Here is a 21073-nt window from a genome sequence, read left to right as displayed (position 1 = left end):
TTTCGCCAAAAAGGGCCGCCCAGCAAGCAAGCTGAGCGGCCCATTTGGGTAAATGAACGTACCCATGCGGCCCTTTTTGGTAAATCGAAGAGTGCATGCGGCCATTATTGGTAAATCGGCAGACTTCGGCTGATCAGCAGCGGCGACCCGCAGCCCACCCGCCACGCAAAGCCCTCACCCGTCCCGCGGCTTCACCGTTTCGCCAAAAAAGGGCCGCCCAGCAAGCATGCAGGCGGCCCTTTTGGGTAAATCGACGAGCCCAAGCGGCCCATTTCGGTAAATCGGCGCAGGCGCCAGGCGCGACGGGACCCCTACAGCCCCGAGTACGAGTGCAGGCCGTTGAAGAACTGGTTCACGATGGTGAAGTTGAAGATTACGCACAGGTAGCCCACGATCGACAGCCAGGCCGCGCGGGTCCCCGTCCAGCCGCGGGTGGCCCGGGCATGCAGGTAACCGGCATAGACCACCCAGATCACGAACGTCCACACTTCCTTGGTGTCCCAGCCCCAGAAGCGGCCCCAGGCCTTCTCGGCCCAAATCGCACCGAACATGAGGGTGAAGGTCCAGCCGATGAAGGCGATTGCGTTGATGCGGTAGGACAGGTTCTCCAGGCTCAGCGCAGACGGCACCAGGCGCATGAACCCCAGCTTGTCGGCGCCCCCGGCTGCAATGGTCTTCTGCCGGTGTGACTGGACGAGCTGCAGCGCGGACATGGCAAACGTCAGTGTGAACAGTGCCGAGGACAGGACAGCGATGGAGACGTGGATGATCAGCCAGTAGCTCTGCAGCGCGGGCACCAGGTGGCCGACCGGCGTCCAGTACGCCACGGACGCGGCCACCAGCATGATGATCACCAGGCCCACCACGAACGTGCCGAGGAAGCGCAGGTCGCGCCGGACCAGCACCACGAGGAACACGGCCACAGCCACGAACGCGCCGGTGGTCAGGAACTCGTACATGTTGCCCCACGGCACTCGGCCGGCGCCCACCGCGCGGGTCAGCACGGCGGCGGCGTGGATCGCCGCGCCCAGGACGGTCAGTGCCACGCCCACACGGGCCGCCGCGCGGCGCTCCGCCGCGTACCGCATGCTGTCGTCGGCGGTCTGGCCGGCATGTACGGCGCCCGAGGAGTACGACGACGGCCGCTCGGCACGGTCTGCCGGTCCGGCCAGGCGGTCCCCGCCGCTGCCCTCGGTCCCCGAAGCGGCTGCAGCAGTGCCGGCCGCAACCGGAACCTTGGCGGACGTATCCGCGGTCGTTCCGGCGGCTGCGGCCTTGAGGTCGATCGCCTTGAGCGCCTTGCTGCTCCTGGCCAGGTCCCACGCGAACGCGATGAAGGCGACGGTGTACGTGCCGGCAGCAAGCAGCATGAACAGCTCGCTGTACTGGCCCATGGTCTCGTTGATGGGAAGCATTACTGGTCCTTCTTCGGCTCAGGCGAGCCGGCTGGTGAGGAGTTGGAAGGTGCTGTTTCGGGGGTGTCGTCGCCCAGGTTCCACCTGCGGAACAGGAGGCCACGCAGCGCTGCCGCCTCGCCGGCCAGCCGGTGGTCCTCGCCGCGCGCCAGGAGGCCGTATTCCACCATGGTCCGGCCGTCCTCGTGGGTGCCGGTGCGGACCCAGACCCGGCGGCGGTTCACGTAAAGCGAGACGATGAGCCCGGCCACCGCCAGCAGCGCGAAGATCAGCGCCGAGAGCTGGCCGGGGTTGTGGTGGATGTCCACGCCCACATACTTCTTCACGCCGTCGAACGTGATGGAACCCTTGCCCTCGGGCAGCGTGTAGGTGTTGCCCGGCGCCAGCGTGATGCCACCGGCTTCGAGGTTGCGGCTGTTGAGTTCCTTGAGGTCCTTGACGTCGAGCTCAAAGACGTTCTGCGGGGCACCCTTGTTCAGGCCCAGGTCGCCGTAGTACGAGTTCAGGCTCAGCTGCGGGTTGATGAGCTCCGGGTCGCCGCTGAAGGAGATGCCTTCCTCCGTCACGAACGCCGTGGGCAGGAAGAACCCGGCGAAGCCCAGCTGGTCAGGCTTGGCGTCGGGCACCTTGATCACCACGGAGGAGTAGTAGTTGTCGCCCTGCAGCTTGGCCACCACGGGCCCCTGCATGGCGATGTTGCCGTTGCCGTCCCGGACCGTGACCACGGGGGCGTAGCCGTTGCCCGTCAGGTAGATGCTGGTGCCGCCGAGCGTGACGGGGTCATTGACCTTGAGGACTTCCTTCTTGGCCGGGGCCCCGGGGTTTTCTTTGGTGGTGACGTCCGCCGTGAAGTCGATGGGCTGGCCGAACTTGCCCTGGGATTCACGGTCGAACGTGGCCTGGAACTTGTCCAGCTGGATCGAGTAGGGCTGGAGCTGGCTGCTCTGGAAGTTGGTGCCGGGATTGAACTGGTCGTAGCCCACCAGGGTGTTCACGAACGTGTCGCCCTCCACGAGGATCCGCTGGCCGCTGTACCCGAACAGGCCGCCGATGGCCACGGATACCAGCACGCCGATCAGCGAGGTGTGGAAAACAAGGTTTCCCACTTCCTTCAGGAAGCCGCGCTCGGCCCCCAAAGACGGCCGCGCGCCGTCGTCGTGCCTTACCTCAACGCGGTAGCCGCGCTTCTTCAGCAGCGCCGCCGCGTCCTCAATGGCGTCCGACGCCGGGATGCCGGCGTCCGCCGGCACCACCAGGGTGCCGTACTCGGGCAGCCGGGACAGGCGCTTCGGGGTGCGCGGGGGCAGGGACCGCATGGCCTTGTAGTGGGCGATGGCCCGGGGCACCACGCACCCGATCAGCGAGATGAACAGGAGGATGTAGATGGCCGAGAACCAGGCCGAGGAGTAGACGTCGTACAGCTGCAGCGAGTCCAGCACCTTGCCGTAGTCGGGGTGGTCCTTGATGTACTGCGTGACAACTGAAGGGTTGGCCGGCCGCTGCGGGAACAGCGATCCCGGCACCGCAGCCACTGCAAGCAGCAGCAGGAGGAACAGCGCGGTGCGCATGCTGGTCAGCTGCGTCCAGGCCCAGCGGAGCATGCCCAGGAAGCCCAGGGACGGGAGGGCTGCCCCCGCCTTGGCAGCCTTCAGGGCGTCTTTGGGCGCGGATTTCTGCTCAGCGCCGTCTTGGTCGGGCTGGCTGGACCCGGGCTGCGGGACGTCCCCGGCCGGGGATTTCTCGGTTGACTTCACACGCTCGCTCATCAGATCGGCAACTTCACGTCGGTTTGGAACCAGTACTGCAACTCGGTGACCCAGGCGCCCCACAGGCCCGTGGCCATCAGGATGCCCAAGGCAATCAGGACTCCGCCGCCGGTGCGCTGGATGGCCAGCCGGTGCTTGCGGAAGAAGGACATGACGCCGGCACCGCGGCGCACTGCAAGGGCAATCAGCAGAAACGGGATGCCCAGCCCAAGGCTATAGACGAAGGCCAGGAACGCACCCTTCGCGGCGGACGAGCCCCCGGACAGGCTCAGGAGCTGGACGGCGGAATAGGTGGGGCCGATGCAGGGCGCCCAGCCGAGGCCGAACGTGATTCCCAGCAGCGGCGCACCCCAGAGGCCAGCCGGCGGTTTCGCGTGGATCTTGGCGTCGCGCTGGAACCAGGAGAATCCGCCCATGAACACCACGCCCATCAGGATCACCAGGACGCCCAGGACCTGCGTGATCCAGGCGTTCTGCCCGCCGGAGATCAGGGACCCCAGCTGTCCGAAAGCGCCGCCAAGGAGCACGAAGATCACCGAGAAGCCGAGCACGAACAGGCCGATGCCCGCCAGCATGCGGCCGCGCTTCTGCTTCTGCAGGTCCACGCCCGTGAGTCCCGTGACGTAGCCCAGGTATCCGGGCACCAGCGGGAGCACGCACGGCGAAAGGAAGGACACGAGTCCGGCCAGCAGCGCCACCGGAATGGCGAGCAGCAGCGAACCGTTCAGGATGGCTTCGGCGAAGGGGCTGTTCACGGGAGGTTACTCTGCCACGGCGGTCTGGATGAGGGCTTTGAGCGTGCCCTTCTCGATCTCCCCCAGAACGCGCGACGCCACCCGGCCCTGCTTGTCCACCACGAGCGTGGTGGGGACGGCGCCCGGGGGCACCAGGCCGGACACGGCCAGCAGCACGCTGCCGTCCTTGTCGTCGAAGCTCGGGTAGGTGAGGCCGAAGGTCTTGTCGAAGGCGTCGGCCGTGGCCTTCTCATCGCGCAGGTTCACGCCAAAGAACTGCACGCCCTTGCTCTTGAACTCCTGGTGCAGCGCCTCCAGGGACGGCGCCTCCACGCGGCAGGGCGCGCAGGCGGCGAACCAGAAGTTCAGCACGGTGACCTTGCCCTGGAAGTCCTCGGGGGTCACGGTGGTGCCGTCAAACAGGGTGCCCTGGATCTGGATGCCGGATTTGCGCTCCGCTGCGGCGAACTCGGTCACCGAGCCGTCGCCGGCCACGTAGTTCTTGTTGTCCCCGGCCTTGGCCTGCTTGGCCAGGGCGTCCTCCTGGGCGCAGGCGGACAGGCCCAGGGTGATCGCCGTGAGGGCCAGGCCGCCGGCGGCGAGGACGCTGCGGCGGGAAGTATTGGGTGTTTCAGTCATAACTTAGGCTCCGGGGGTGCTCGAGGCACCGGGAAGAAGGGCGGCGGCGGGCTCGCTGTACTCCACGCGCAGCAGGGCGCCGTCGTCGCCGAACACCAGGGAGGTGAGGGAGGTCAGGGTGCATTCGCGCTTGCGGGGGTCGTGCCACAGGGGCTTGCCCTCGGCGCTGAGCCGGGTGGCCCAGATGGGAAGCTGGTGGCAGACCAGGATGGCCTCGGCGCCGTCGCCGCCGAGTTCGATGGCCTTGGCGCGGGCTTCCTGGACGGCCTCGGTCACGCGCGCTGCCTGCAGCTTGTAGGGCTCTCCCCAGGAGGGGCGGAAGGGGTTGATCAGGTGTGGCCAGTGCTTCGGCTTGCGCAGCTCGGCCTTGGTGACCTTCAGCCCTTCGAAGTGGTTTTCGGCCTCGATGATGCGGTTGTCGGTGTGGATGTCGAGCCCCAGCGCCTCCGACGTGGGCTGCGCAGTTTCCTGCGCGCGCGTGAGCGGGGACGCCACCAGGTACACGATGTTGGCGCCCTGGGATACGCGTTCGCGGAAGTGCTCGGCGAGCGTCTGCGCCATCTGCCGGCCAAGTTCGGAGAGGTGGAATTCAGGCAGCCTGCCGTACAGGACGCCGTCGGGGTTATGAACCTCGCCGTGGCGGAGCAAATGGACAGTGGCTTGGGGCATGTCTACCAGTTTCTCAAAGGGCAGGGGCAATGGCGAAATCTTCTACACCGAGTAGAACTCAGAAATTTTTCAAAAAGTTCCCTGCCAGTGGAATAAAAGATGCAAATGCATGTTTATACTGGATGCAGCAGTTAGTTGATGCTTCAACAAAAGCTTCAATGATCACCAGTACGACCACTGATACTAAGGAGAACCACCATGGCACTTTCCACCGAACTCACCCGCGGCACCTGGACCCTCGACAACTCCCACAGCGAAATCGCCTTCACTGTCCGCCACGCCGGCATCAGCAAGGTCCGCGGCCAGTTCAAGGACGCCACCGCCACCCTGGATCTTGCCGACGACGTGACGGCCAGCAAGGTCGAGGCCACCATCCAGACCGCCAGCTTCGACTCCGGTGACGCGAACCGCGACGGCCACGTCCGCGGCGAAGACTTCTTCGACGTCGAAAAGTTCCCCGAGATCAACTTCGTCTCCAGCGGCCTCGTTGCCAACGGCGACAGCTACGAACTCAAGGGCGACCTGACCATCAAGGGTGTCACCCGCCCTGTCTCCCTCGAGACCGAATTCAACGGCGTTGCAGTTGACCCCTTCGGCAACACCCGCGCCGGCGTTTCTGCCGAAACCACCATCAGCCGCAAGGACTTCGGCCTGACCTGGAACGCCGTGCTGGAAGCCGGCGGCGTCCTGGTCAGCGACAAGGTTGCCATCAACCTCGAGCTCGCCTTCATCGCACCGGCAGCCTAGGTTCCAGCGCGCAGCCACAGTTCCTGGCCCGAAATGCCCCGTCCGCGGATCTCCGCAGGCGGGGCGTTCGGCATTCCGGAGGTTTTCGAGTCGGCTGTCCCTGGCCCGACAGCTCCCCGGCCGGGCAGCGTTTCCGCAGGTTGGCACGGCTTTAATACCTCTCCGGAATGATCCACCGCACACCCGCTGAGGGGTACGGTGGGAAGTGAACCAGGCTGGGGAGGGCAGGTGTCTGAACCGGTAGCCGATTCAGTCGTCACTATGCAAAGGACCGCTCATGAGCAATCCTCCAGTCCCGCACTCCAATGACCCCGGCTCCAACGAGCCGGACAACGGTTCCCAGTCAGCCAACGGGCAGCCCCGCTACGGCCAGGACGCGCCCCAGTACGGGCAGAACATTCCCCAGTTTGGCCAGAACCAGAACCCGCCGCAGTACGGCCAGAACCCGCCCCAGTACGGGCAGTCCCCCTATGGCCAGAACCCGCCGCAGTATGGGCAGTCGCAGTATGGACAGTCGCAGTACGGCCAGAACCCGCCACAGTACGGCCAATCACCGTACGGCCAGAGCCCCTATGGCCAGTCCCCCTACGGGCAGTACCCCTCGGAGCAGGCCCAGGCGACCACGGGCGACGGCGTTCCGAAGCTCGTCAACTATTCCTTCTGGATGATCATCGCAGCCGGCGTCCTGTCGGTCCTGTCCGCCCTGCTCACGATTCCTGCCCTGGACGACCCGGCCATGCGGCGCACGTTCGAGGACCAGCTGCGCACCAGCGGTCAGGAGATTGCCTTCGAGGACATCAAGGGCTTCATTGTCGGATCCCTGGTGGTCTTTGCCCTGATCGGAGCGGGCCTCTATGCGCTGGTGGCCTTCAACATCCGGAAGGGCAAGAACTGGGCACGCATCCTGGGCACCGTCTTTGCGGCGCTGTCCGTTTTCAGCCTCTTCCCGGCGGGCCTGAACACCCTCGTGGGCCTGCTCGGCATCGCGGCGATCGTGATGCTGTACCTGCCGGGAGCGGCTCCGTACTTCCAGAAGCGGCAGCCGTTCGCCAACCCGTATTCGCAGCCCGGCCCGTACGGCCGCTAAAAGCGAAAACCGAGGCGCAGACAAGGCACCGCGGAGCAAAGCAACAGTCCTGAAACCGCCAGCGGGCGCGGATTCCTGGATAGCCGGAGTTACTCCGGCTGGCCGGGGGTCTGCGCCCGTTGTGCGTGGTAGGCCAGGATCTGCAGCTCGGTGGCCATGTCCACCTTCCGCAACGTCACGCCGTCGGGCACCTGGAGCATCACGGGCGCAAAGCTGAGGATGCTGCGCACGCCTGCGTTCACCACCCTGTCGCACACGCTTTGGGCGACGGCGGCCGGCAGCGCCAGCACCACCATGTTGGTGCCGGTCCGCGCCAGGACGGTCTCGAGGTCCGCGACGTCGCTGACCCGCAGCCAGCCCACCTCGTTGCCCACCACCATCTGGTCGGCGTCGAAGATGGCAACCACATCAAAGCCCCTGGATTCGAAGCCGCCGTAGCGTGCCAGCGCCTTGCCCAGGTTACCGGCACCGACGATCGCGACCTTCCAGTCATGGGTCAGGCCCAGCGCGGCGGCAATGTGGCGGCTGAGGTACTGCACCTCATAGCCCACGCCGCGGGTGCCGTAGGAGCCCACGTGGGACAGATCCTTGCGGAGGGTCGAGGAACTGACGCCGGAAAGTTCAGCCAGTGACTCGGAGGAAACCCGCTCGGTGCCTTCGGCCAGCAGGGAGTTCAGCGCGCGCAGGTAGATCGTCAGCCGGGCCACGGCCGCCGGCGGAATCTGCTTTCCGGCAGCCCCCGTGGGCCCGGGCACAGCCTGGGGAGGTGAATCGAGCGAAGTCACTATCTGCTCCGTTGCGTCGCGTTGTGAGTCCACTCTAGATCCCCATCAGTTATGTCAACAAAGCCAATGCCGCTGTTCGGAATGGGCTAATCCCCCGCCATGGCGCGGCGCAGGACACGCTCCAGGCGTGCCTCGTCGATCTTCCAGAAGTCACGCTGGATGCCGTCCACCAGCACCACCGGGATCTCCTCGGCGTAGCGGTCGCGCAGCTCATCGTCGGCGTCCAACTGCCGTTCCGACCACGAAAGTCCCAGCCCGGCAGTCACCCTTCCGACGGCGTCGCGCGCCGCGGCGCACAGGTGGCAGTCAGCTTTGGTGAGGAGAACGACGTCGGGGTTTGCCATGCTTCAACCGTAGCGCCGTTGACGGCGGGGAGCGACGCGGCGGCCGTCGGATGTGGCGTACTGCATTGACTAGACTCAGTGGCATGCCCGAGGAGAAGTACGTCGCTGTGGCCCACCGTCCGGTTGCGAAGCAGCAACACGGCGAGGCTGCCTTCTTCGACGTCGACAACACACTCATGCGGGGCGCAAGCCTGTTCCACGTGGCAAGGAAAATGCACCAGCGCGGGGCCTTCACCATTCCGCAGGCGGCGGGCATGGCATGGCAGCAGCTCAAGTTCATCCTCCGCGGCGAGAACCTCAATGACGTCCACGCGGTGCGGGATTCGGCGCTGCGGCTCGCCGCCGGCATCACGGAGGAGGACATCAAGGCCCTCGGCGAAGAAGTGTACGACGAGATGATCGCCTCCCGGATCTGGCCCGGAGCCAAGGCCCTGGCCGAGCAGCACCTGCGCGTCGGACGGAAGGTCTGGCTGGTCACGGCCACCCCCATCGAGGTGGCCACGGTGATTTCCACCAGGCTGGGGCTGACCGGCGCCCTCGGGACCGTGGGCGAAACCAAGGACGGCTTCTACACGGGCCGGCTCGTCGGGGACATCCTGCACGGCGCCGCCAAGGCCGTGGCGGTCCAGGGCATCGCGGACGCGCACGGGCTGGACCTGAAACGCTGCTGGGCCTACAGCGACTCCTACAACGACATCCCGCTGCTGACGATGGTGGGCCACCCGGTGGCGATCAACCCCGACAGCCGGCTGCGCAAGCACGCCCGCGAACACAACTGGCCGGTCTACGATTTCCGCTCCGGCCGCCGCGCCGCCACCCTGGGCCTGAAGGCAGCCACGGCAGGCGGAGCGGTCTACGGCCTCTGGCGCGGCTACACGAGGTTCCGCGGCCCCCGGGCCTGACGCTGCCTTTCCCTTCCGACGCGGTTTTTCCCTTGAGACGCGCGAAGGTCCCCTCGACACCGGAATTCGCGTAGCGCCGGGGATTTGGCGTGTCGCCGGGCATTTGGCGCGTCGCAGGGCATTTGGCGCGTCGCAGGGCGGACTGGGGTCGGAGACGCAAAAATGCCCGCACCCCCGGAAGGGAACGGGCATTGAAGCGTAGAGCGGACTCTACTTCTTGTTGCGGCGCTGGTGGCGGGTCTTACGAAGCAACTTGCGGTGCTTCTTCTTGGCCATACGCTTGCGACGCTTCTTAATAACTGAACCCACGAAAGTTCCTTACAAACTAGATGCAGTACCTGTCTGATGGAGAAGGTCCGTGGACTGAGCAACAGACTGAACAACTGACAGATTCTTACAATGACGTAAAACGTTCCTTAACAGGGTACCGCCTATCCGGAGCACCCCCTGACCAGCACAGCTCCCGTGGCGTGCAGCGGCCCCCAAGGCGGCTGCAGAACCACGGGATCGGTGCGGTCAGTCGGGTCCGGTCAGGCGGTGCCCGTGTGACCATCCACGACAGCACCCTTGAGGTACTGTTCGACGGCGGTCTCCGGGACGCGGTAGGAGCGGCCGAACCTCACGGCGGGCATCTCCCCCGAATGGACAAGGCGGTACACGGTCATTTTGGAGACACGCATTACCTCAGCCACCTCGGCCACGGTCAAGAACTTGGCGTTCGAGAAGTTCGACTCTGCGGACATTACCCATATTCCTTTGCTCTCAGCAACGACGCCGGTCTATCTGCGGTGTGCGCCGATGCTGAGCCATCGAACAACCGTGTTCTAGTTACTCTAGATGCTCACGTGGCCATTGTGAAAGCCCGGCGCTTCCGCGACGACGCGGCCAGCTGTTCGAGGACCGACGCCGTCACATCCCACTCCATGCAGGCATCCGTAACGCTCTGGCCGTAGACCAGCTCCGAGTGGCCGGCGGCGTGTTCGGCCACGTCCAGGTTCTGCGCGCCGCCCACCAGGAAGCTCTCCAGCATCACGCCGGCGATCGCCCCGGCGGCGGTTCCGCCGTCTTCGAGCTGGGCGCCGATCTCGAGCGCCACCTCGGCCTGGCGGTGGTGGCTCTTGCCGCTGTTGGCGTGGCTGGCGTCCACGATCAGCCGCGGGTTGAGGTTCTTGGCCGCGAGCTTGGCCGAGGCCGCCTCGACGTCGGCCGAGGAGTAGTTGGGGCCCTTCCGGCCGCCGCGCAGGATCACGTGGGTGTCGGGGTTGCCGGCGGTGGACACCAGCGCGGCCCGGCCGTCGCCGTCGATCCCGAGGAAGGCCTGGGCAGACGCGGCTGCGCTGCAGGCGTCGACTGCCACCTGTAGGTCGCCGTCGGTCCCGTTCTTGAAGCCGATGGGCATGGACAGGCCGGAGGCGAGCTGGCGGTGGATCTGGCTTTCCGTGGTCCGCGCGCCGATGGCGCCCCAGGAGATGAGGTCGGCCATGTACTGCGGGCTGATGGGTTCGAGGAACTCGGTGGCGGTGGGCAGCCCCAGCGCGGTGACCTGCTGCAGGAAGCTGCGGGCGGCGCGCAGGCCGCCGGCGATGTCGTGGCTGCCGTCCAGGTGCGGATCGTTGATGAGGCCCTTCCACCCCACGGTGGTCCGCGGCTTTTCGAAGTACGCGCGCAGGACGATGAGCAGGTCTTCCTTGTGCTTCTCGGCCTGGCTCACCAGCCGGCGGGCGTATTCCAGGCCCGCCTTGGGGTCGTGGATGGAGCAGGGGCCAACAATCACCAGCAGACGGTCGTCCACGCCGTCCATGATGGCGCGGACTTCGTCGCGGCCGCGTTCGACGACGCCGGCAGCCTTCGCGTCCAGCGGCAGTTCCGCAATCATCTCCTGGGGAGTGGGCAACGCGGTGATTTCACTGACCCTGAGGTTGGACGTGGACTGGCGTTTCGACGTCGGCTGCTGGGTTTCGGTGGCTGTTGCGCTCATGTGGGGGTCCTGTTCCGGGTCGGAGCGGGCCCCTGGTCAGAACCCGCCGCAGATATGGCGAAGGGCAGAGAATGATCTCTGCCCTGTTGGCTCTGAAGGAAAAGTTGGATGCGTGTCAGTTAGACGCGGGCCCCTCCAGAGCCAACGAAAAATACGCATACCAACGGTTAGTCATAGCCACACCATAGCCGCGGGTTTGCCGGCACCGCAAATCGGTTACGCACGGCGGGACGAGCGCGAACGGACAGTTGTGGCCCCAAGGAAGCGCTTTCCAAGGGCCCCAAGTGTACGTTCGCGCTCAGCCAGGAGGTGGGTCCGCCTCAGCCCAGCAGCTTGCGGAGGTACTGCAACTGCCGGATCCAGTGGTGCTCCTGGCCGCCCTCGTGGTTGTTGAAGCGGTACACCTCGATGTCCTTCGCGCCTGCGGCCGGGCCAGCGTCCGCCCCGTAGGCGTTGTAGCTGGCAAAGACTGTCGACGGCGGGCAGACGTCATCCATCTGGGCCACGGAGAACAGCGCGGGGACCGTCGCGGACCTGCCCAGGTTGACGCCGTCGAAGTAGTTCAGCACGGCCAGCATGGGTTCATATTTCCCGCGGTGCCGGCCGAGGAATTCTGCGATCTCGGGGTAGGGGCCCCGCGGCGCAATATCGATGGCGCGCGGGAAATCCTGGAGGAACGGGACGTCGGGCAGGGCGGCGATGACGCCGTCGAGCCTTCCGGCCGCGAGCCCGGCGACGGCGACGGCCATGCCGCCGCCCTGGCTGATGCCCGCCACCACCACCCGGGCGGCGTCCACGTCCGGATGCGACTGCGCCGCCTCGACGGCGCGGAACGCGTCCATGTACACGCGGCGGTAGTAGTAATCCTCGCGGCTGGCCACGCCACGCGTCATGAGTCCCGCATACGCCACCTCCCCGGCCGACGGGTGCGGGTCCGCGGTGTCGCCGACCGCTCCGCGGTAACCCTGGCCCCGGGTGTCCATGATGAAGTGCGCGTAGCCTGCCTGAGCCCACCGCGTGTCCTGGTTGGCCAGCCCGCGGCCGCCCGAATAGCCGGCATACTGCACGACGGCGGGCAGCTCGGTCCCGGCTTCCCGGGTCACCGGCAGGTGCAGCCACCCTTTCACCGGGGCACCGCCGAAGCCGGCGAAGGTGACGTCGAAGGTATCCACGACGGTCAGGTAGTTCTCGACCGGCTCGAAAACAGCGTCCAGCGGAAAGGCCCGTGTTTCGTCGACCGTGCGGTCCCAAAAAGCCTCAAAATCGGGCGGCACTGCCACTGCGGACGTGTACCGGCGGAGCTCCTCGAGGGGCAGATCGAACAGCGGCATGGGTTTTCCGTTCTTCCTGGGACTGGCTTCCTGCGTGCGTCCTAATCAGACCAGCGCCGCCTCGAACCTGTCGAGCCTGTGTGACGCCCGGACCACCTCCCGGAGCGCATCGAGTCCGCCGGCGAGCGCGCCTGCTGCGCGGGCCTGGACGAGGATGTTGCCGAGAGCCGTGGCTTCGATCGGGCCGGCGATGACAGGTTTTCCGGTGGCCCGGGCGGTGAGCCGGCACAGCAACTTGTTTTGTGAGCCGCCGCCAACGATGTGCACCACGTCCACGGGCTGGCCGGCGAGGCGTTCGGCGTCGGCGATGGTGCGCGCGTAGCCCGCCGCGAGGCTGTCCAGGATGCAACGCACGATCGCGGCCGGTTCACCGGGAAGGACGGCACCGCTGGCGCGGACAGCGGCGCGGATCCGGTCCGGCATGTTGTCCGGGGCGATGAAGGCGGGGTCATCGGGGTTGATCCGGGGTCCGCCGGGCGGCAGCGCCGCGGCGGCGTCGAGCAGGTCCCCGATTTCTGGCCGGTAGCCGTCTGCGGCCCAGGCGCGCTGGCATTCACTGAGCAGCCAGAGTCCCCCGACGTTGCGAAGGTACCTGACCGTGCCGTCGACGCCGCGTTCGTTGGTGAAGTTGGCGGCGCGGCTGGCTTCGGTGAGCACCGGCTGCTGCAGTTCGAGCCCCACGAGGGACCAGGTGCCGGAGGAGATGTAGGCAAAGTTTTCCTGCTCCGCGGGAACGGCCGCAACGGCGGAGGCGGTGTCGTGCGAGCCGACGGCCACCACCTCCGTTGCCGCGGGCAGTCCGGTCCGTTCGGCGATGCCGGGCAGCAGGGCGCCCAGGGTTTCGCCGGGCCGGATCAGCGGCGGAAAGAGGTCCTCCGGAAAGCCGAGTGCCGTGAAGAATCCGGTGGCCCACGTCCCGGTGGGGGCATCGAGCAGGCCCGTGGTGGAGGCGTTGGTGGCCTCGGTCCGCCGGACACCCGTGAGCAGGTACCCGATCAGGTCCGGGATCAGCAGGGCCTGCAGCCCGTCCAGGTCCGGTTCTGTGGCGAGCTGGTAGAGGGTGTTGAACTGCAGGAACTGCAGGCCGGTGGTGGCGTAGAGCCGGGCCGGGTCCAGTTTTTCGTGGACCCGGGCGACGGCGGCACGGCTGCGTTCGTCCCGGTAGCTGTAGGGCTGGGCAATGAGTTCGCCGGCTTTGTTGACCAGGCCGTAGTCCACCGCCCAGGTGTCGATGCCGATGCTGGTGACCGTTTGCCCGTGGCCAGCCGCCGCCTTGGCGGCGGCAGCGAGGCCGGTGAGCACCTCGGTGAAGAGGGCGTCAAAATCCCAGCGGAGGCCGCCGTCGGATTGCACTACACCGTTGGGGAACCGGTGGACGGTTTCCATCTCCGCCGTGCCGGCGCTGATCCGTCCGAGGATGACCCGGCCGGAGGAGGCGCCAATATCGACAGCGGCGAACACACTGCCGGCGAACAGGCCGCCGTCGACATCGGTCAGATGTGCGGTGCTCACCGGAGGAATGCTGCCGCGACGCCGGCGTCCACGGGGATGTGCAGGCCGGTGGTGTGGGAGAGTTCGTTGCTGGTGAGCACGGCCGCGGCGTTGGCGACGTGCTCGGGCAGGACCTCGCGCTTGAGCAGGGTGCGCTGGGCGTAGTACTCGCCCAGTTTTTCCTCGTCCACGCCGTAGACGGCGGCGCGCTTGGCGCCCCATCCGCCGGCGAAGATCCCGGAGCCGCGGACCACGCCGTCGGGGTTGATGCCGTTGACGCGGACGCCGTACTCCCCCAGTTCCGCGGCGAGCAGGCGGACCTGGTGCGCCTGGTCGGCCTTGGTGGCGGAGTAGGCGATGTTGTTCGGGCCGGCGAACACGGAGTTCTTGGAGGAGATGTAGACGATGTCCCCGCCCAGGCCTTGGTCGATCATGACCTTGGCGGCGGCCTTGGCCACCAGGAAGGAGCCCTTGGCCATCACGTTGTGCTGCAGGTCCCAGTCCTTCCCGGTGGTTTCCAGCAGCGGCTTGGAGATGGACAGGCCGGCGTTGTTCACGATCAGGTCGAGGCCGCCGAAGGCCAGCACGGCTTCGTCGATGGCTGCGGCGACCTGGGCTTCGTTGGTGACGTCGGCCTGGACGCCGACGGCGACATCCGGGCCGCCGAGTTCTTCGGCGACCTTCTGTGCGTTTTCGAGGTTCAGGTCGGCGATGACCACGCAGGCACCGTCGGTGGCGAGGCGGGTGGCGATGGCCTTGCCGATGCCCGACGCCGCGCCGGTGACCAGGGCGATGCGGGTGGCGTGGGATTTGGGCTTGGGCATCCGGGCGAGCTTGGCCTCCTCCAGGGCCCAGTATTCGATGCGGAACTTCTCGGCCTCATCGATCGGGGCGTAGGTGGAGATCGCTTCGGCGCCGCGCATCACGTTGATCGCGTTCAGGTAGAACTCCCCTGCCACGCGGGCGGTCTGCTTGTCCTTGCCGTAGGAGAACATGCCCACCCCCGGGACCAGCACGATCGCCGGGTCTGCGCCGCGCAGGGCGGGTGAGTCGGATACCTTGTGGCGGTCGTAGTACGCCTGGTAGTCCTTCCGGTATTCGGCGTGCAGTTCCTTCAGCCGGGCCATGGAATCCTCGATCGAGGCGCCGGCGGGCAGGTCCAGGATGAGGGGCTTGACCTTGGTGCGCAGGAAATGGTCCGGGCACGAGGTCCCCAAAGCGCCCAGGCGCGGGTGCTCTGCGGCCTCAAGGAATTCCAGCACCGCGGGGTCGTCGCTGAAGTGGCCCACCTGCGGCTTGTCCGCCGAGGCCAGACCCCGGATCACCGGGGCCAGCGCTGCGGCTTTCGCCCGCCGTTCGGTTTCAGCCAGCGGGGCGTAGCCGGGCAGCTTCGGGCCGAAGGGTTCGGCCTTGCCGTTCTCGCGGATGTACTGTTCGGCCTGGTGGATGATCCAGAGCGAGTTGGCTTCTGCTTCCTCGCTGGTCTCACCCCAGGCGGTGATGCCGTGCCCGCCGAGGATGGTGCCGACGGCCTGCGGGTTGGCGTCCTTGATCGCGGCGATGTCCAGGCCCAGCTGGAACCCTGGCCGGCGCCACGGCACCCACACCACCTTGTCGCCGAAGATCTTGGTGGTGAGCGTTTCACCGTCGGCAGCGGTGGCGATGGCGATGCCCGAGTCCGGGTGCAGGTGGTCCACGTGCGCTGCGTCCACGAGCCCGTGCATGGCAGTGTCGATCGATGGCGCGGCGCCGCCCTTGCCGTGCAGGCAGTAATCAAACGCCGCCACCATCTCGTCTTCGCGCTCGACGCCGGGGTAGACGTTCTTCAGCGCCTGCAGCCGGTCCAGGCGGAGCACGGCGAGGTTGTGGGCCTTCAGGGTGCCGAGGTCCCCGCCGGAGCCCTTCACGCAGAGAAGCTCGACGTCCTCGCCCGTGACCGGGTCCTTCTCCAAACCCTTCGCCGAGGTGTTGCCGCCGGCGAAATTGGTGTTCCGCTTGTCCGCGCCCAGCCGGTTGGAACGGGCGATCAGGTCTTCAATGGTCTTGTTCGTCATAACTTTTATGCGCCCCATCCGGATTGCTGGCCGCCTGCGCGGTCCTCGTTGATCTGTTTCTGGTAGCCGCAGGCCTTGTAGGCAGCGATCGGGTCAGCGGGCAGGCCGCGGGCTTCGCGCCACTCGGCCAGGACCGGCCGGACGTCGGTGTAGAAGGCGTCGTTGAACGCCGCATTCGCGGCCAGCACATCGCCGGCCCGCTGCGCCTCGGCCAAAGCAACCGTGTCGATGAGCAGGGCCCGGGCCGTCATCTCCTGCACGTTCAGGACCGAGCGGATCTGGCCCGGGATCTTCTCCTCCAGGTTGTGGCACTGGTCCAGCATCAACGCCACAGCGGAATTCCCTGCAGCGTCCTTGCCGAACCCGCCCCCGCGGATCACCTCGTGCATGATGCGGAACAGCTGGAACGGATCCGCGGCACCCACGATCAGGTCGTCGTCGGCGTAGAAGCGCGAGTTGAAGTCGAACGAGCCCAGCTTGCCCAGCCGCAGCAGCTGCATCACGATGAACTCGATGTTGGTGCCCGGGGCGTGGTGGCCGGTGTCCAGGCAGACAAACGCCTTCTCTCCCAGGGCCAGGGTCTGCGCGTACGAGGTGCCCCAGTCCGGGACGTCCGTGTGGTAGAAAGCCGGCTCGAAGAACTTGTACTCCAGCACCAGGCGCTGGTCCTCGCCGAGGCGGGCGTAGATCTCCTGCAGCGACTCCGCCAACCGGTCCTGCCGGCCGCGCAGGTCATCCTGGCCCGGGTAGTTCGTGCCGTCCGCGAGCCAGATCTTCAGGTCCCGGGACCCGGTGGCGTGCATGATGTCGATGCACTCGAAGTGGTGGTCGATCGCCCGGCGGCGCACGGCCTCATCCGAGGACGTCAGCGAACCGAACTTGTACTCGTCATCCTGGAACGTATTCGAGTTGATCGTGCCCAGCCCCACGCCGAGGCCGGCCGCGTACTCCTTCAGTGCGGCATAGTCGTCCACCTTGTCCCACGGGATGTGCAGCGCTACCGTGGGCGCCAGACCCGTGAGCTCGTGGACTTTCGCGGCGTCGGCCAGCTTCTCCTGGACAGTGCGGGGGGTACCGGGAGTGCCGAACACCTTGAACCTGGTGCCCGAGTTGCCGTAAGCCCACGAAGGGACCTCAATCGCCAGCTCCGAAAGCCGGTCCAGCGCCGATGCTGTGTTGTTCATGATCTTTCTTTCGTCAGTGTTGGGAAGCCCTGTGCTTGGAAGATTTAGTGCTGGGCGGCGCTGCTGCCGGTGGCCGCAGCCAGCTGTTCGTCGAGGTTGAACACCTCGTCGAGGACCCGGAAGCCCTCGTCAGGCGGAACATCGCTGTTCCGGAAGAGTGTGGCCATTTCCGCCTGCCAGCGGGCGTTGACGTCCGTGAGTGCCATCCGGGCACGCACCGCGTCAAAGTCGTCGCATTCGAGGTAGCCGACCAGCAGCCCGTCCTCGTCCAGGAACAGCGAGTAGTTGTTCCAGCCCGCGCCCTTGAGTGCGGCGAGCATCTCCGGCCAGACGGCCGCGTGCCGCCAGCGGTACTCCGCCAGCAGCTCCGGCTGGACGGAGGATCGGAAGCAAACCTTCATGTGGCACTCCTGTGGACGTCTCGGTGGTGGGGAAGCAGCCAGAACAGAATTCATTCAGGTCGCTGAGCTCTTGAATCGTTTCATTGACACGATTCAAAGTACGCTGGAGGAAAGAAGGGTGTCAAGCGTTTTCACCTGGATGGGCAATCGGTCTTCGGAGGAACAGCAGAATGTCGCGGGCAGCCAGCATCAAGGACGTCGCCAACCACGCACAGGTTGCGGTGGGCACGGTCTCCAACGTCCTCAACAATCCCGACCGCGTGTCCGCGCGCACCAGGGACAGGGTTCTGAAGGCCATCGATGAACTGGGGTTCGTCCGCAACGACGCCGCCCGCCAGCTGCGCGCCGGGCACAGCCGCACCATCGGCGTCGTGGTCCTGGACGTCGGCAACCCGTTCTTCACCTCAGTGGTCCGCGCCGCCGAGGATGCGGCGGCAGTAAACGGCAGCGCCGTGCTGCTGGGTGACAGCGGCCACGACGCGAAACGGGAATCGCACTACATCGACCTCTTCCAGGAGCAGCGGGTCCAGGGTCTTCTCATCTCACCGGTAGGGGACGTGGCGGACCGGCTGGACGCCCTGCGGCAGCGCGGGGTCCCGACGGTCCTGGTAGACCGGCTGGCCGACGAGGACCGGTTCAGTTCCGTCTCGGTGGATGACGACGCCGGCGGGTACCTTGCCGCCCGGCACCTCCTTGATCTGGGACGCCGGACTCTGGCCTTCGTGGGCGGGCCGCTGTCCATCCGCCAGGTGGCCGACCGCCTCGCGGGGGCCCGCCGGGCCGTGGCCGAAGTGGACGGGGCAATCCTGGAGGTGCTCGACTCCGACGGCCAGTCCGTACTCGCCGGACGCGGCGTGGGCAACAATCTCGTGGAGCGGGGCACCGGGAATCTGCCGGACGGGATCTTCTGCGCCAACGACCTGCTGGCGCTCGGGGTGATGCAGTCGCTGACCATGATGAACGGCGTGCGCATCCCGGAGGACGTGGCCCTGATCGGCTACGACGACATCGACTTCGCGGTGTCCGCGGTCGTACCGCTCTCCTCCATCCGCCAGCCCACGGACGATATCGGCAGAACCGCCATTGAACTCCTGACGGAGGAACTGGACGCCCAGCATCCGCGGCACCGCACCGTCGTTTTCACGCCAGAACTGGTAGTCCGGCAGAGCACTGCCGGCGCTCCAGCCCGCTGACCTGTACGGGCGATGCGAGTGGCGGGCACCGGCCCCGGACGAAACCGGGCACGGGAACCGGACGCGCTCACCCCGGCGGGCGGGAGGACCTTTTGAAACGTTACATAAATCGGTCGCGACGAGTACACTTACACAGAAAGTCCCGGAAAGCGCTTGCTGGTCCTCCGGCAAGGCACGCTCCCCCGGACAGGAATGACGATGGCGTCGCGCGGCAGGGCAGCGCCGGACAGGAGCACGATGGAGACGCCTCCCATGACGGACGCTGCAAACCCAGGCGCGCAGGATGAGCACGCCGCGTCACGCGGGCGCACCAGTCCGGCACGGGTTGCCCTGGTCGGCGTCCACGGCTTCGGGGCCATCCATCTGAAGAACCTCGAACGGCTGCGGCAGGCCGGAACGGTGGAGCTGGTGGCCGTGGCGGACCCCAATCCCCCGTCCCCGGGTGCGCTGCCGTCCACCACCGCGGTCCACCCCGACCTGCAGTCCCTCCTTGCGGGCAATCACAGCCCCGACGTTGTCATCGTGGCCACGCCCATCCAGACGCACGCGCCTCTCGCCCTCGCTGCCCTGGCATCCGGCGCCGACCTCTACCTGGAGAAACCGCCGGTGGCCTCCCTGGCCCACTTCCGGCAGCTGCAGGAGGCTGCCGAGGCATCCGGGCGGAGCGTGCAGGTCGGTTTCCAAAGCCTGGGGTCGCAAGCGCTGCCCGCCATCGAAAAACTCCTCAGGGACGGCACCATCGGCACCCTGGAGGGAATCGGCGCAACCGGGCGCTGGGTACGGGACCGCGCGTACTACAGGCGCTCGCGCTGGGCAGGCAAGCGCACGCTCGACGGAATTGATGTGGTGGACGGCGTGGCCACCAATCCCCTGGCGCATGCCATTGCCACCGCCCTGCGGATCGCAGGCGCCCGGACGGTGGAGGACGTGGCCTCCGTGCAGACGGACCTCTACCGGGCGAACGACATTGAATCCGACGACACGTCGGTCATCCGGATCCGCACCGCCGCCGGGCTGCCGATCACCTGCGCCCTGACGCTGTGCGCCTCGGAATCGGTGGAGCCATACATCACGCTGCAGGGCTCGGAGGGGACGGCTGTTTTCCATTACACCGAGGACCGGCTGCAGATCAGCAACGCGGCCGGCGAGCAGTCGATGGAATTCGGCCGCGATGACCTGACCGAAAACCTGCTGGAGCACCTGGCCGGAGGCACGGAACTCACCAGCGCCCTCAACGACTCTGGTGCGTTCATGCTGGTGCTCGAAGCGGTCCGCACGGCCGAGCCGCCGGCGCCAATCGGCCCCGCCCACGTGCTCTGGGAGGGCGAGGGAGACGCCGCCCGTGCGGTGATTCCCGGCATTGAGGACGCCCTGCAGCGGGCCATCCGGGCCCACGCCACCTTCAGTGAGCTGGGCCTGCCGTGGGCGCGCCCCGCCGATCCGCTTGGGACCGGAGTCCTGTTCGACGCCGGCGGCAGGACTCTCGCCGTCCAGCGCACCGGGGCAGGCCTCAATGCGGGGCTGTCCCCGCGCCCCTACCTGCACCCCGTCACCACCCTCGGCGGAACCGTGGTGACGGACCATCTGCCCGCGGACCACCCCTGGCACTTGGGCGCGGGCTTCGCCCTCCAGGACGTCAACGGCACCAACTTCTGGGGCGGAAAGACCTACCTGCGCGACGCCGGAGCGTACGTGTCCCGGCAGGACCACGGCAGGATCGAGCTGCTGCCTGCCAACGCCGGGGACGCGCTGCCGGGCGAACCCGCCATATGGCAGCTCCGCTGGCTCAGCGCCGAAGACCAGCCGCTGCTGACAGAACAGCGGATCCTCGGCCGCGAGATCCTGGGCGAGCGCGCATGGCGCCTGGACCTGCGCAGTGAACTGACCGCCGACGTCGATGTTTCACTGGGCAGTCCCGGCTCCAACGGTGCCGCAGGCAGCGGCTACGGCGGCTTCTTCTGGCGCCTCCCGGCCTGCAGCGGTGCCCGCGTTTTCACGTCCGACGCCGATGGGGAACCGGCCGTCCACGGTTCCGTGGCGCCGTGGCTGGCATGGACGGCCTCCTTCGGCGAGGTTCCCGGCATCCGCTCCGGGCAGGGCGCGACGCTGGTGTTCGGTGCGCCCGCCGAGTCGGACGATCCGTGGTTTGTCCGTTCCTCCGGGTATCCGGGGGTCGGGTCTGCCCTGGCCTGGGACAGGCCGGTGACGCTGGCCGCCGGCGAATCGCTCCGGCGGAGCCTCAGCGTCTGGGTGTGCGACGGCGAACTGTCACCGTCCGCCGTCGAATCCCTGGTGGTGTCCGGGCGTCACGAACTAGGCTGACCACCATCCCGAGGACTGATCACGTCCCGAG

The 21073-nt window shown here is 67.0% G+C and carries 20 protein-coding genes; 5 read left to right on the top strand and 15 right to left on the bottom strand.

Annotation, left to right across the window (positions count from 1 at the left end; translation table 11 throughout):
• Positions 1 to 311 precede the first annotated feature (311 nt).
• From ccsB to ACFTR6_RS08150, 5 genes are all read right to left on the bottom strand, one after another.
• Entirely contained in the window at positions 312 to 1415 is a 1104-nt protein-coding gene (ccsB, locus tag ACFTR6_RS08170; protein WP_377957526.1) for a c-type cytochrome biogenesis protein CcsB, read from the bottom strand.
• Positions 1415 to 3016: a cytochrome c biogenesis protein ResB gene (locus tag ACFTR6_RS08165; RefSeq protein ID WP_377957666.1), complete on the bottom strand. Its 1602-nt coding sequence runs from the start codon at positions 3014 to 3016 to the stop codon at positions 1415 to 1417. Before ACFTR6_RS08165 ends, ccsB begins: the two co-directional genes overlap by 1 nt.
• A 164-nt stretch (positions 3017 to 3180) precedes the next feature.
• Positions 3181 to 3936: a cytochrome c biogenesis CcdA family protein gene (locus ACFTR6_RS08160; RefSeq protein ID WP_076800534.1), complete on the bottom strand. Its 756-nt coding sequence runs from the start codon at positions 3934 to 3936 to the stop codon at positions 3181 to 3183.
• Between the two features lie 6 nt (positions 3937 to 3942).
• The gene (locus ACFTR6_RS08155; protein ID WP_377957525.1) at positions 3943 to 4554 is read right to left on the bottom strand and encodes a TlpA family protein disulfide reductase; all 612 of its coding nucleotides are present in this window, start codon (positions 4552 to 4554) and stop codon (positions 3943 to 3945) included.
• 3 nt (positions 4555 to 4557) lie between these two features.
• Complete coding sequence (locus ACFTR6_RS08150; RefSeq protein ID WP_377957524.1) at positions 4558 to 5223, bottom strand: histidine phosphatase family protein; 666 nt, start codon at positions 5221 to 5223, stop codon at positions 4558 to 4560.
• A 198-nt stretch (positions 5224 to 5421) separates the two neighbouring features.
• Here ACFTR6_RS08150 and ACFTR6_RS08145 point away from each other — a divergent pair, with 198 nt between their 5' ends.
• Entirely contained in the window at positions 5422 to 5970 is a 549-nt protein-coding gene (locus tag ACFTR6_RS08145) for a YceI family protein (RefSeq protein WP_076800530.1), read from the top strand.
• Positions 5971 to 6247: 277 nt separating this feature from the next.
• Positions 6248 to 7057 (top strand): hypothetical protein, encoded by an 810-nt coding sequence (locus ACFTR6_RS08140; RefSeq protein WP_377957523.1) that lies wholly within the window; start codon positions 6248 to 6250, stop codon positions 7055 to 7057.
• 89 nt (positions 7058 to 7146) lie between these two features.
• Here the strand turns inward: ACFTR6_RS08140 and ACFTR6_RS08135 are convergent, their stop codons facing one another.
• Entirely contained in the window at positions 7147 to 7842 is a 696-nt protein-coding gene (locus ACFTR6_RS08135; protein ID WP_076800526.1) for a redox-sensing transcriptional repressor Rex, read from the bottom strand.
• Positions 7843 to 7928: 86 nt separating this feature from the next.
• Positions 7929 to 8186 carry a glutaredoxin family protein gene (locus ACFTR6_RS08130; protein WP_076800524.1) on the bottom strand — a complete coding sequence of 86 codons (258 nt, stop codon included), beginning with the start codon at positions 8184 to 8186 and terminating at the stop codon, positions 7929 to 7931.
• 83 nt (positions 8187 to 8269) lie between these two features.
• Between ACFTR6_RS08130 and ACFTR6_RS08125 the strand changes: the two genes are divergently transcribed.
• Entirely contained in the window at positions 8270 to 9088 is an 819-nt protein-coding gene (locus ACFTR6_RS08125; RefSeq protein WP_076800522.1) for an HAD family phosphatase, read from the top strand.
• Between the two features lie 210 nt (positions 9089 to 9298).
• Here the strand turns inward: ACFTR6_RS08125 and ACFTR6_RS08120 are convergent, their stop codons facing one another.
• The 8 genes from ACFTR6_RS08120 to ACFTR6_RS08085 form a co-directional block, all read right to left on the bottom strand.
• Positions 9299 to 9397 carry a 30S ribosomal protein bS22 gene (locus ACFTR6_RS08120; protein ID WP_003792170.1) on the bottom strand — a complete coding sequence of 33 codons (99 nt, stop codon included), beginning with the start codon at positions 9395 to 9397 and terminating at the stop codon, positions 9299 to 9301.
• A gap of 221 nt (positions 9398 to 9618) precedes the next feature.
• On the bottom strand, positions 9619 to 9831 hold the full coding sequence (locus tag ACFTR6_RS08115; protein ID WP_003797758.1) for a helix-turn-helix domain-containing protein: 213 nt from the start codon (positions 9829 to 9831) through the stop codon (positions 9619 to 9621).
• 98 nt (positions 9832 to 9929) lie between these two features.
• Complete coding sequence (locus tag ACFTR6_RS08110) at positions 9930 to 11066, bottom strand: 3-deoxy-7-phosphoheptulonate synthase (protein WP_377957522.1); 1137 nt, start codon at positions 11064 to 11066, stop codon at positions 9930 to 9932.
• 320 nt (positions 11067 to 11386) lie between these two features.
• On the bottom strand, positions 11387 to 12397 hold the full coding sequence (locus ACFTR6_RS08105) for an acetylxylan esterase (RefSeq protein WP_377957521.1): 1011 nt from the start codon (positions 12395 to 12397) through the stop codon (positions 11387 to 11389).
• Between the two features lie 45 nt (positions 12398 to 12442).
• The gene (locus tag ACFTR6_RS08100; protein ID WP_377957520.1) at positions 12443 to 13909 is read right to left on the bottom strand and encodes a rhamnulokinase family protein; all 1467 of its coding nucleotides are present in this window, start codon (positions 13907 to 13909) and stop codon (positions 12443 to 12445) included.
• Entirely contained in the window at positions 13906 to 15942 is a 2037-nt protein-coding gene (locus tag ACFTR6_RS08095) for a bifunctional aldolase/short-chain dehydrogenase (RefSeq protein ID WP_377957519.1), read from the bottom strand. The genes ACFTR6_RS08100 and ACFTR6_RS08095 overlap by 4 nt, the downstream gene beginning before the upstream one ends.
• Before the next feature lie 5 nt (positions 15943 to 15947).
• Positions 15948 to 17126 carry an L-rhamnose isomerase gene (gene rhaI, locus ACFTR6_RS08090; RefSeq protein WP_377957518.1) on the bottom strand — a complete coding sequence of 393 codons (1179 nt, stop codon included), beginning with the start codon at positions 17124 to 17126 and terminating at the stop codon, positions 15948 to 15950.
• A gap of 44 nt (positions 17127 to 17170) precedes the next feature.
• Positions 17171 to 17527 carry an L-rhamnose mutarotase gene (locus ACFTR6_RS08085; protein WP_377957517.1) on the bottom strand — a complete coding sequence of 119 codons (357 nt, stop codon included), beginning with the start codon at positions 17525 to 17527 and terminating at the stop codon, positions 17171 to 17173.
• A 170-nt stretch (positions 17528 to 17697) separates the two neighbouring features.
• Between ACFTR6_RS08085 and ACFTR6_RS08080 the strand changes: the two genes are divergently transcribed.
• Positions 17698 to 18720 carry a LacI family DNA-binding transcriptional regulator gene (locus tag ACFTR6_RS08080; RefSeq protein WP_377957516.1) on the top strand — a complete coding sequence of 341 codons (1023 nt, stop codon included), beginning with the start codon at positions 17698 to 17700 and terminating at the stop codon, positions 18718 to 18720.
• A 252-nt stretch (positions 18721 to 18972) separates the two neighbouring features.
• On the top strand, positions 18973 to 21042 hold the full coding sequence (locus ACFTR6_RS08075) for a DUF6807 family protein (protein ID WP_377957515.1): 2070 nt from the start codon (positions 18973 to 18975) through the stop codon (positions 21040 to 21042).
• Positions 21043 to 21073: the final 31 nt, after the last annotated feature.

The sequence above is a fragment of the Arthrobacter sp. NPDC057009 genome (assembly GCF_042673905.1).
Lineage (GTDB): Bacteria > Actinomycetota > Actinomycetes > Actinomycetales > Micrococcaceae > Arthrobacter.
This window is presented reverse-complemented; position numbering and strand designations above follow the sequence as displayed.

Bases quoted from the DNA above. Each gene is read 5' to 3' on its own strand.
- ccsB (WP_377957526.1), bottom strand. From the start codon at position 1,415: ATGCTTCCCATCAACGAGACCATGGGCCAGTACAGCGAGCTGTTCATG.
- ACFTR6_RS08165 (WP_377957666.1), bottom strand. From the start codon at position 3,016: ATGCTCCGCTGGGCCTGGACGCAGCTGACCAGCATGCGCACCGCGCTG.
- ACFTR6_RS08155 (WP_377957525.1), bottom strand. From the start codon at position 4,554: ATGACTGAAACACCCAATACTTCCCGCCGCAGCGTCCTCGCCGCCGGC.
- ACFTR6_RS08150 (WP_377957524.1), bottom strand. From the start codon at position 5,223: ATGCCCCAAGCCACTGTCCATTTGCTCCGCCACGGCGAGGTTCATAAC.
- ACFTR6_RS08145 (WP_076800530.1), top strand. From the start codon at position 5,422: ATGGCACTTTCCACCGAACTCACCCGCGGCACCTGGACCCTCGACAAC.
- ACFTR6_RS08140 (WP_377957523.1), top strand. From the start codon at position 6,248: ATGAGCAATCCTCCAGTCCCGCACTCCAATGACCCCGGCTCCAACGAG.
- ACFTR6_RS08130 (WP_076800524.1), bottom strand. From the start codon at position 8,186: ATGGCAAACCCCGACGTCGTTCTCCTCACCAAAGCTGACTGCCACCTG.
- ACFTR6_RS08125 (WP_076800522.1), top strand. From the start codon at position 8,270: ATGCCCGAGGAGAAGTACGTCGCTGTGGCCCACCGTCCGGTTGCGAAG.
- ACFTR6_RS08115 (WP_003797758.1), bottom strand. From the start codon at position 9,831: ATGTCCGCAGAGTCGAACTTCTCGAACGCCAAGTTCTTGACCGTGGCC.
- ACFTR6_RS08110 (WP_377957522.1), bottom strand. From the start codon at position 11,066: ATGAGCGCAACAGCCACCGAAACCCAGCAGCCGACGTCGAAACGCCAG.
- ACFTR6_RS08105 (WP_377957521.1), bottom strand. From the start codon at position 12,397: ATGCCGCTGTTCGATCTGCCCCTCGAGGAGCTCCGCCGGTACACGTCC.
- ACFTR6_RS08095 (WP_377957519.1), bottom strand. From the start codon at position 15,942: ATGACGAACAAGACCATTGAAGACCTGATCGCCCGTTCCAACCGGCTG.
- rhaI (WP_377957518.1), bottom strand. From the start codon at position 17,126: ATGAACAACACAGCATCGGCGCTGGACCGGCTTTCGGAGCTGGCGATT.
- ACFTR6_RS08085 (WP_377957517.1), bottom strand. From the start codon at position 17,527: ATGAAGGTTTGCTTCCGATCCTCCGTCCAGCCGGAGCTGCTGGCGGAG.
- ACFTR6_RS08080 (WP_377957516.1), top strand. From the start codon at position 17,698: ATGTCGCGGGCAGCCAGCATCAAGGACGTCGCCAACCACGCACAGGTT.
- ACFTR6_RS08075 (WP_377957515.1), top strand. From the start codon at position 18,973: ATGACGGACGCTGCAAACCCAGGCGCGCAGGATGAGCACGCCGCGTCA.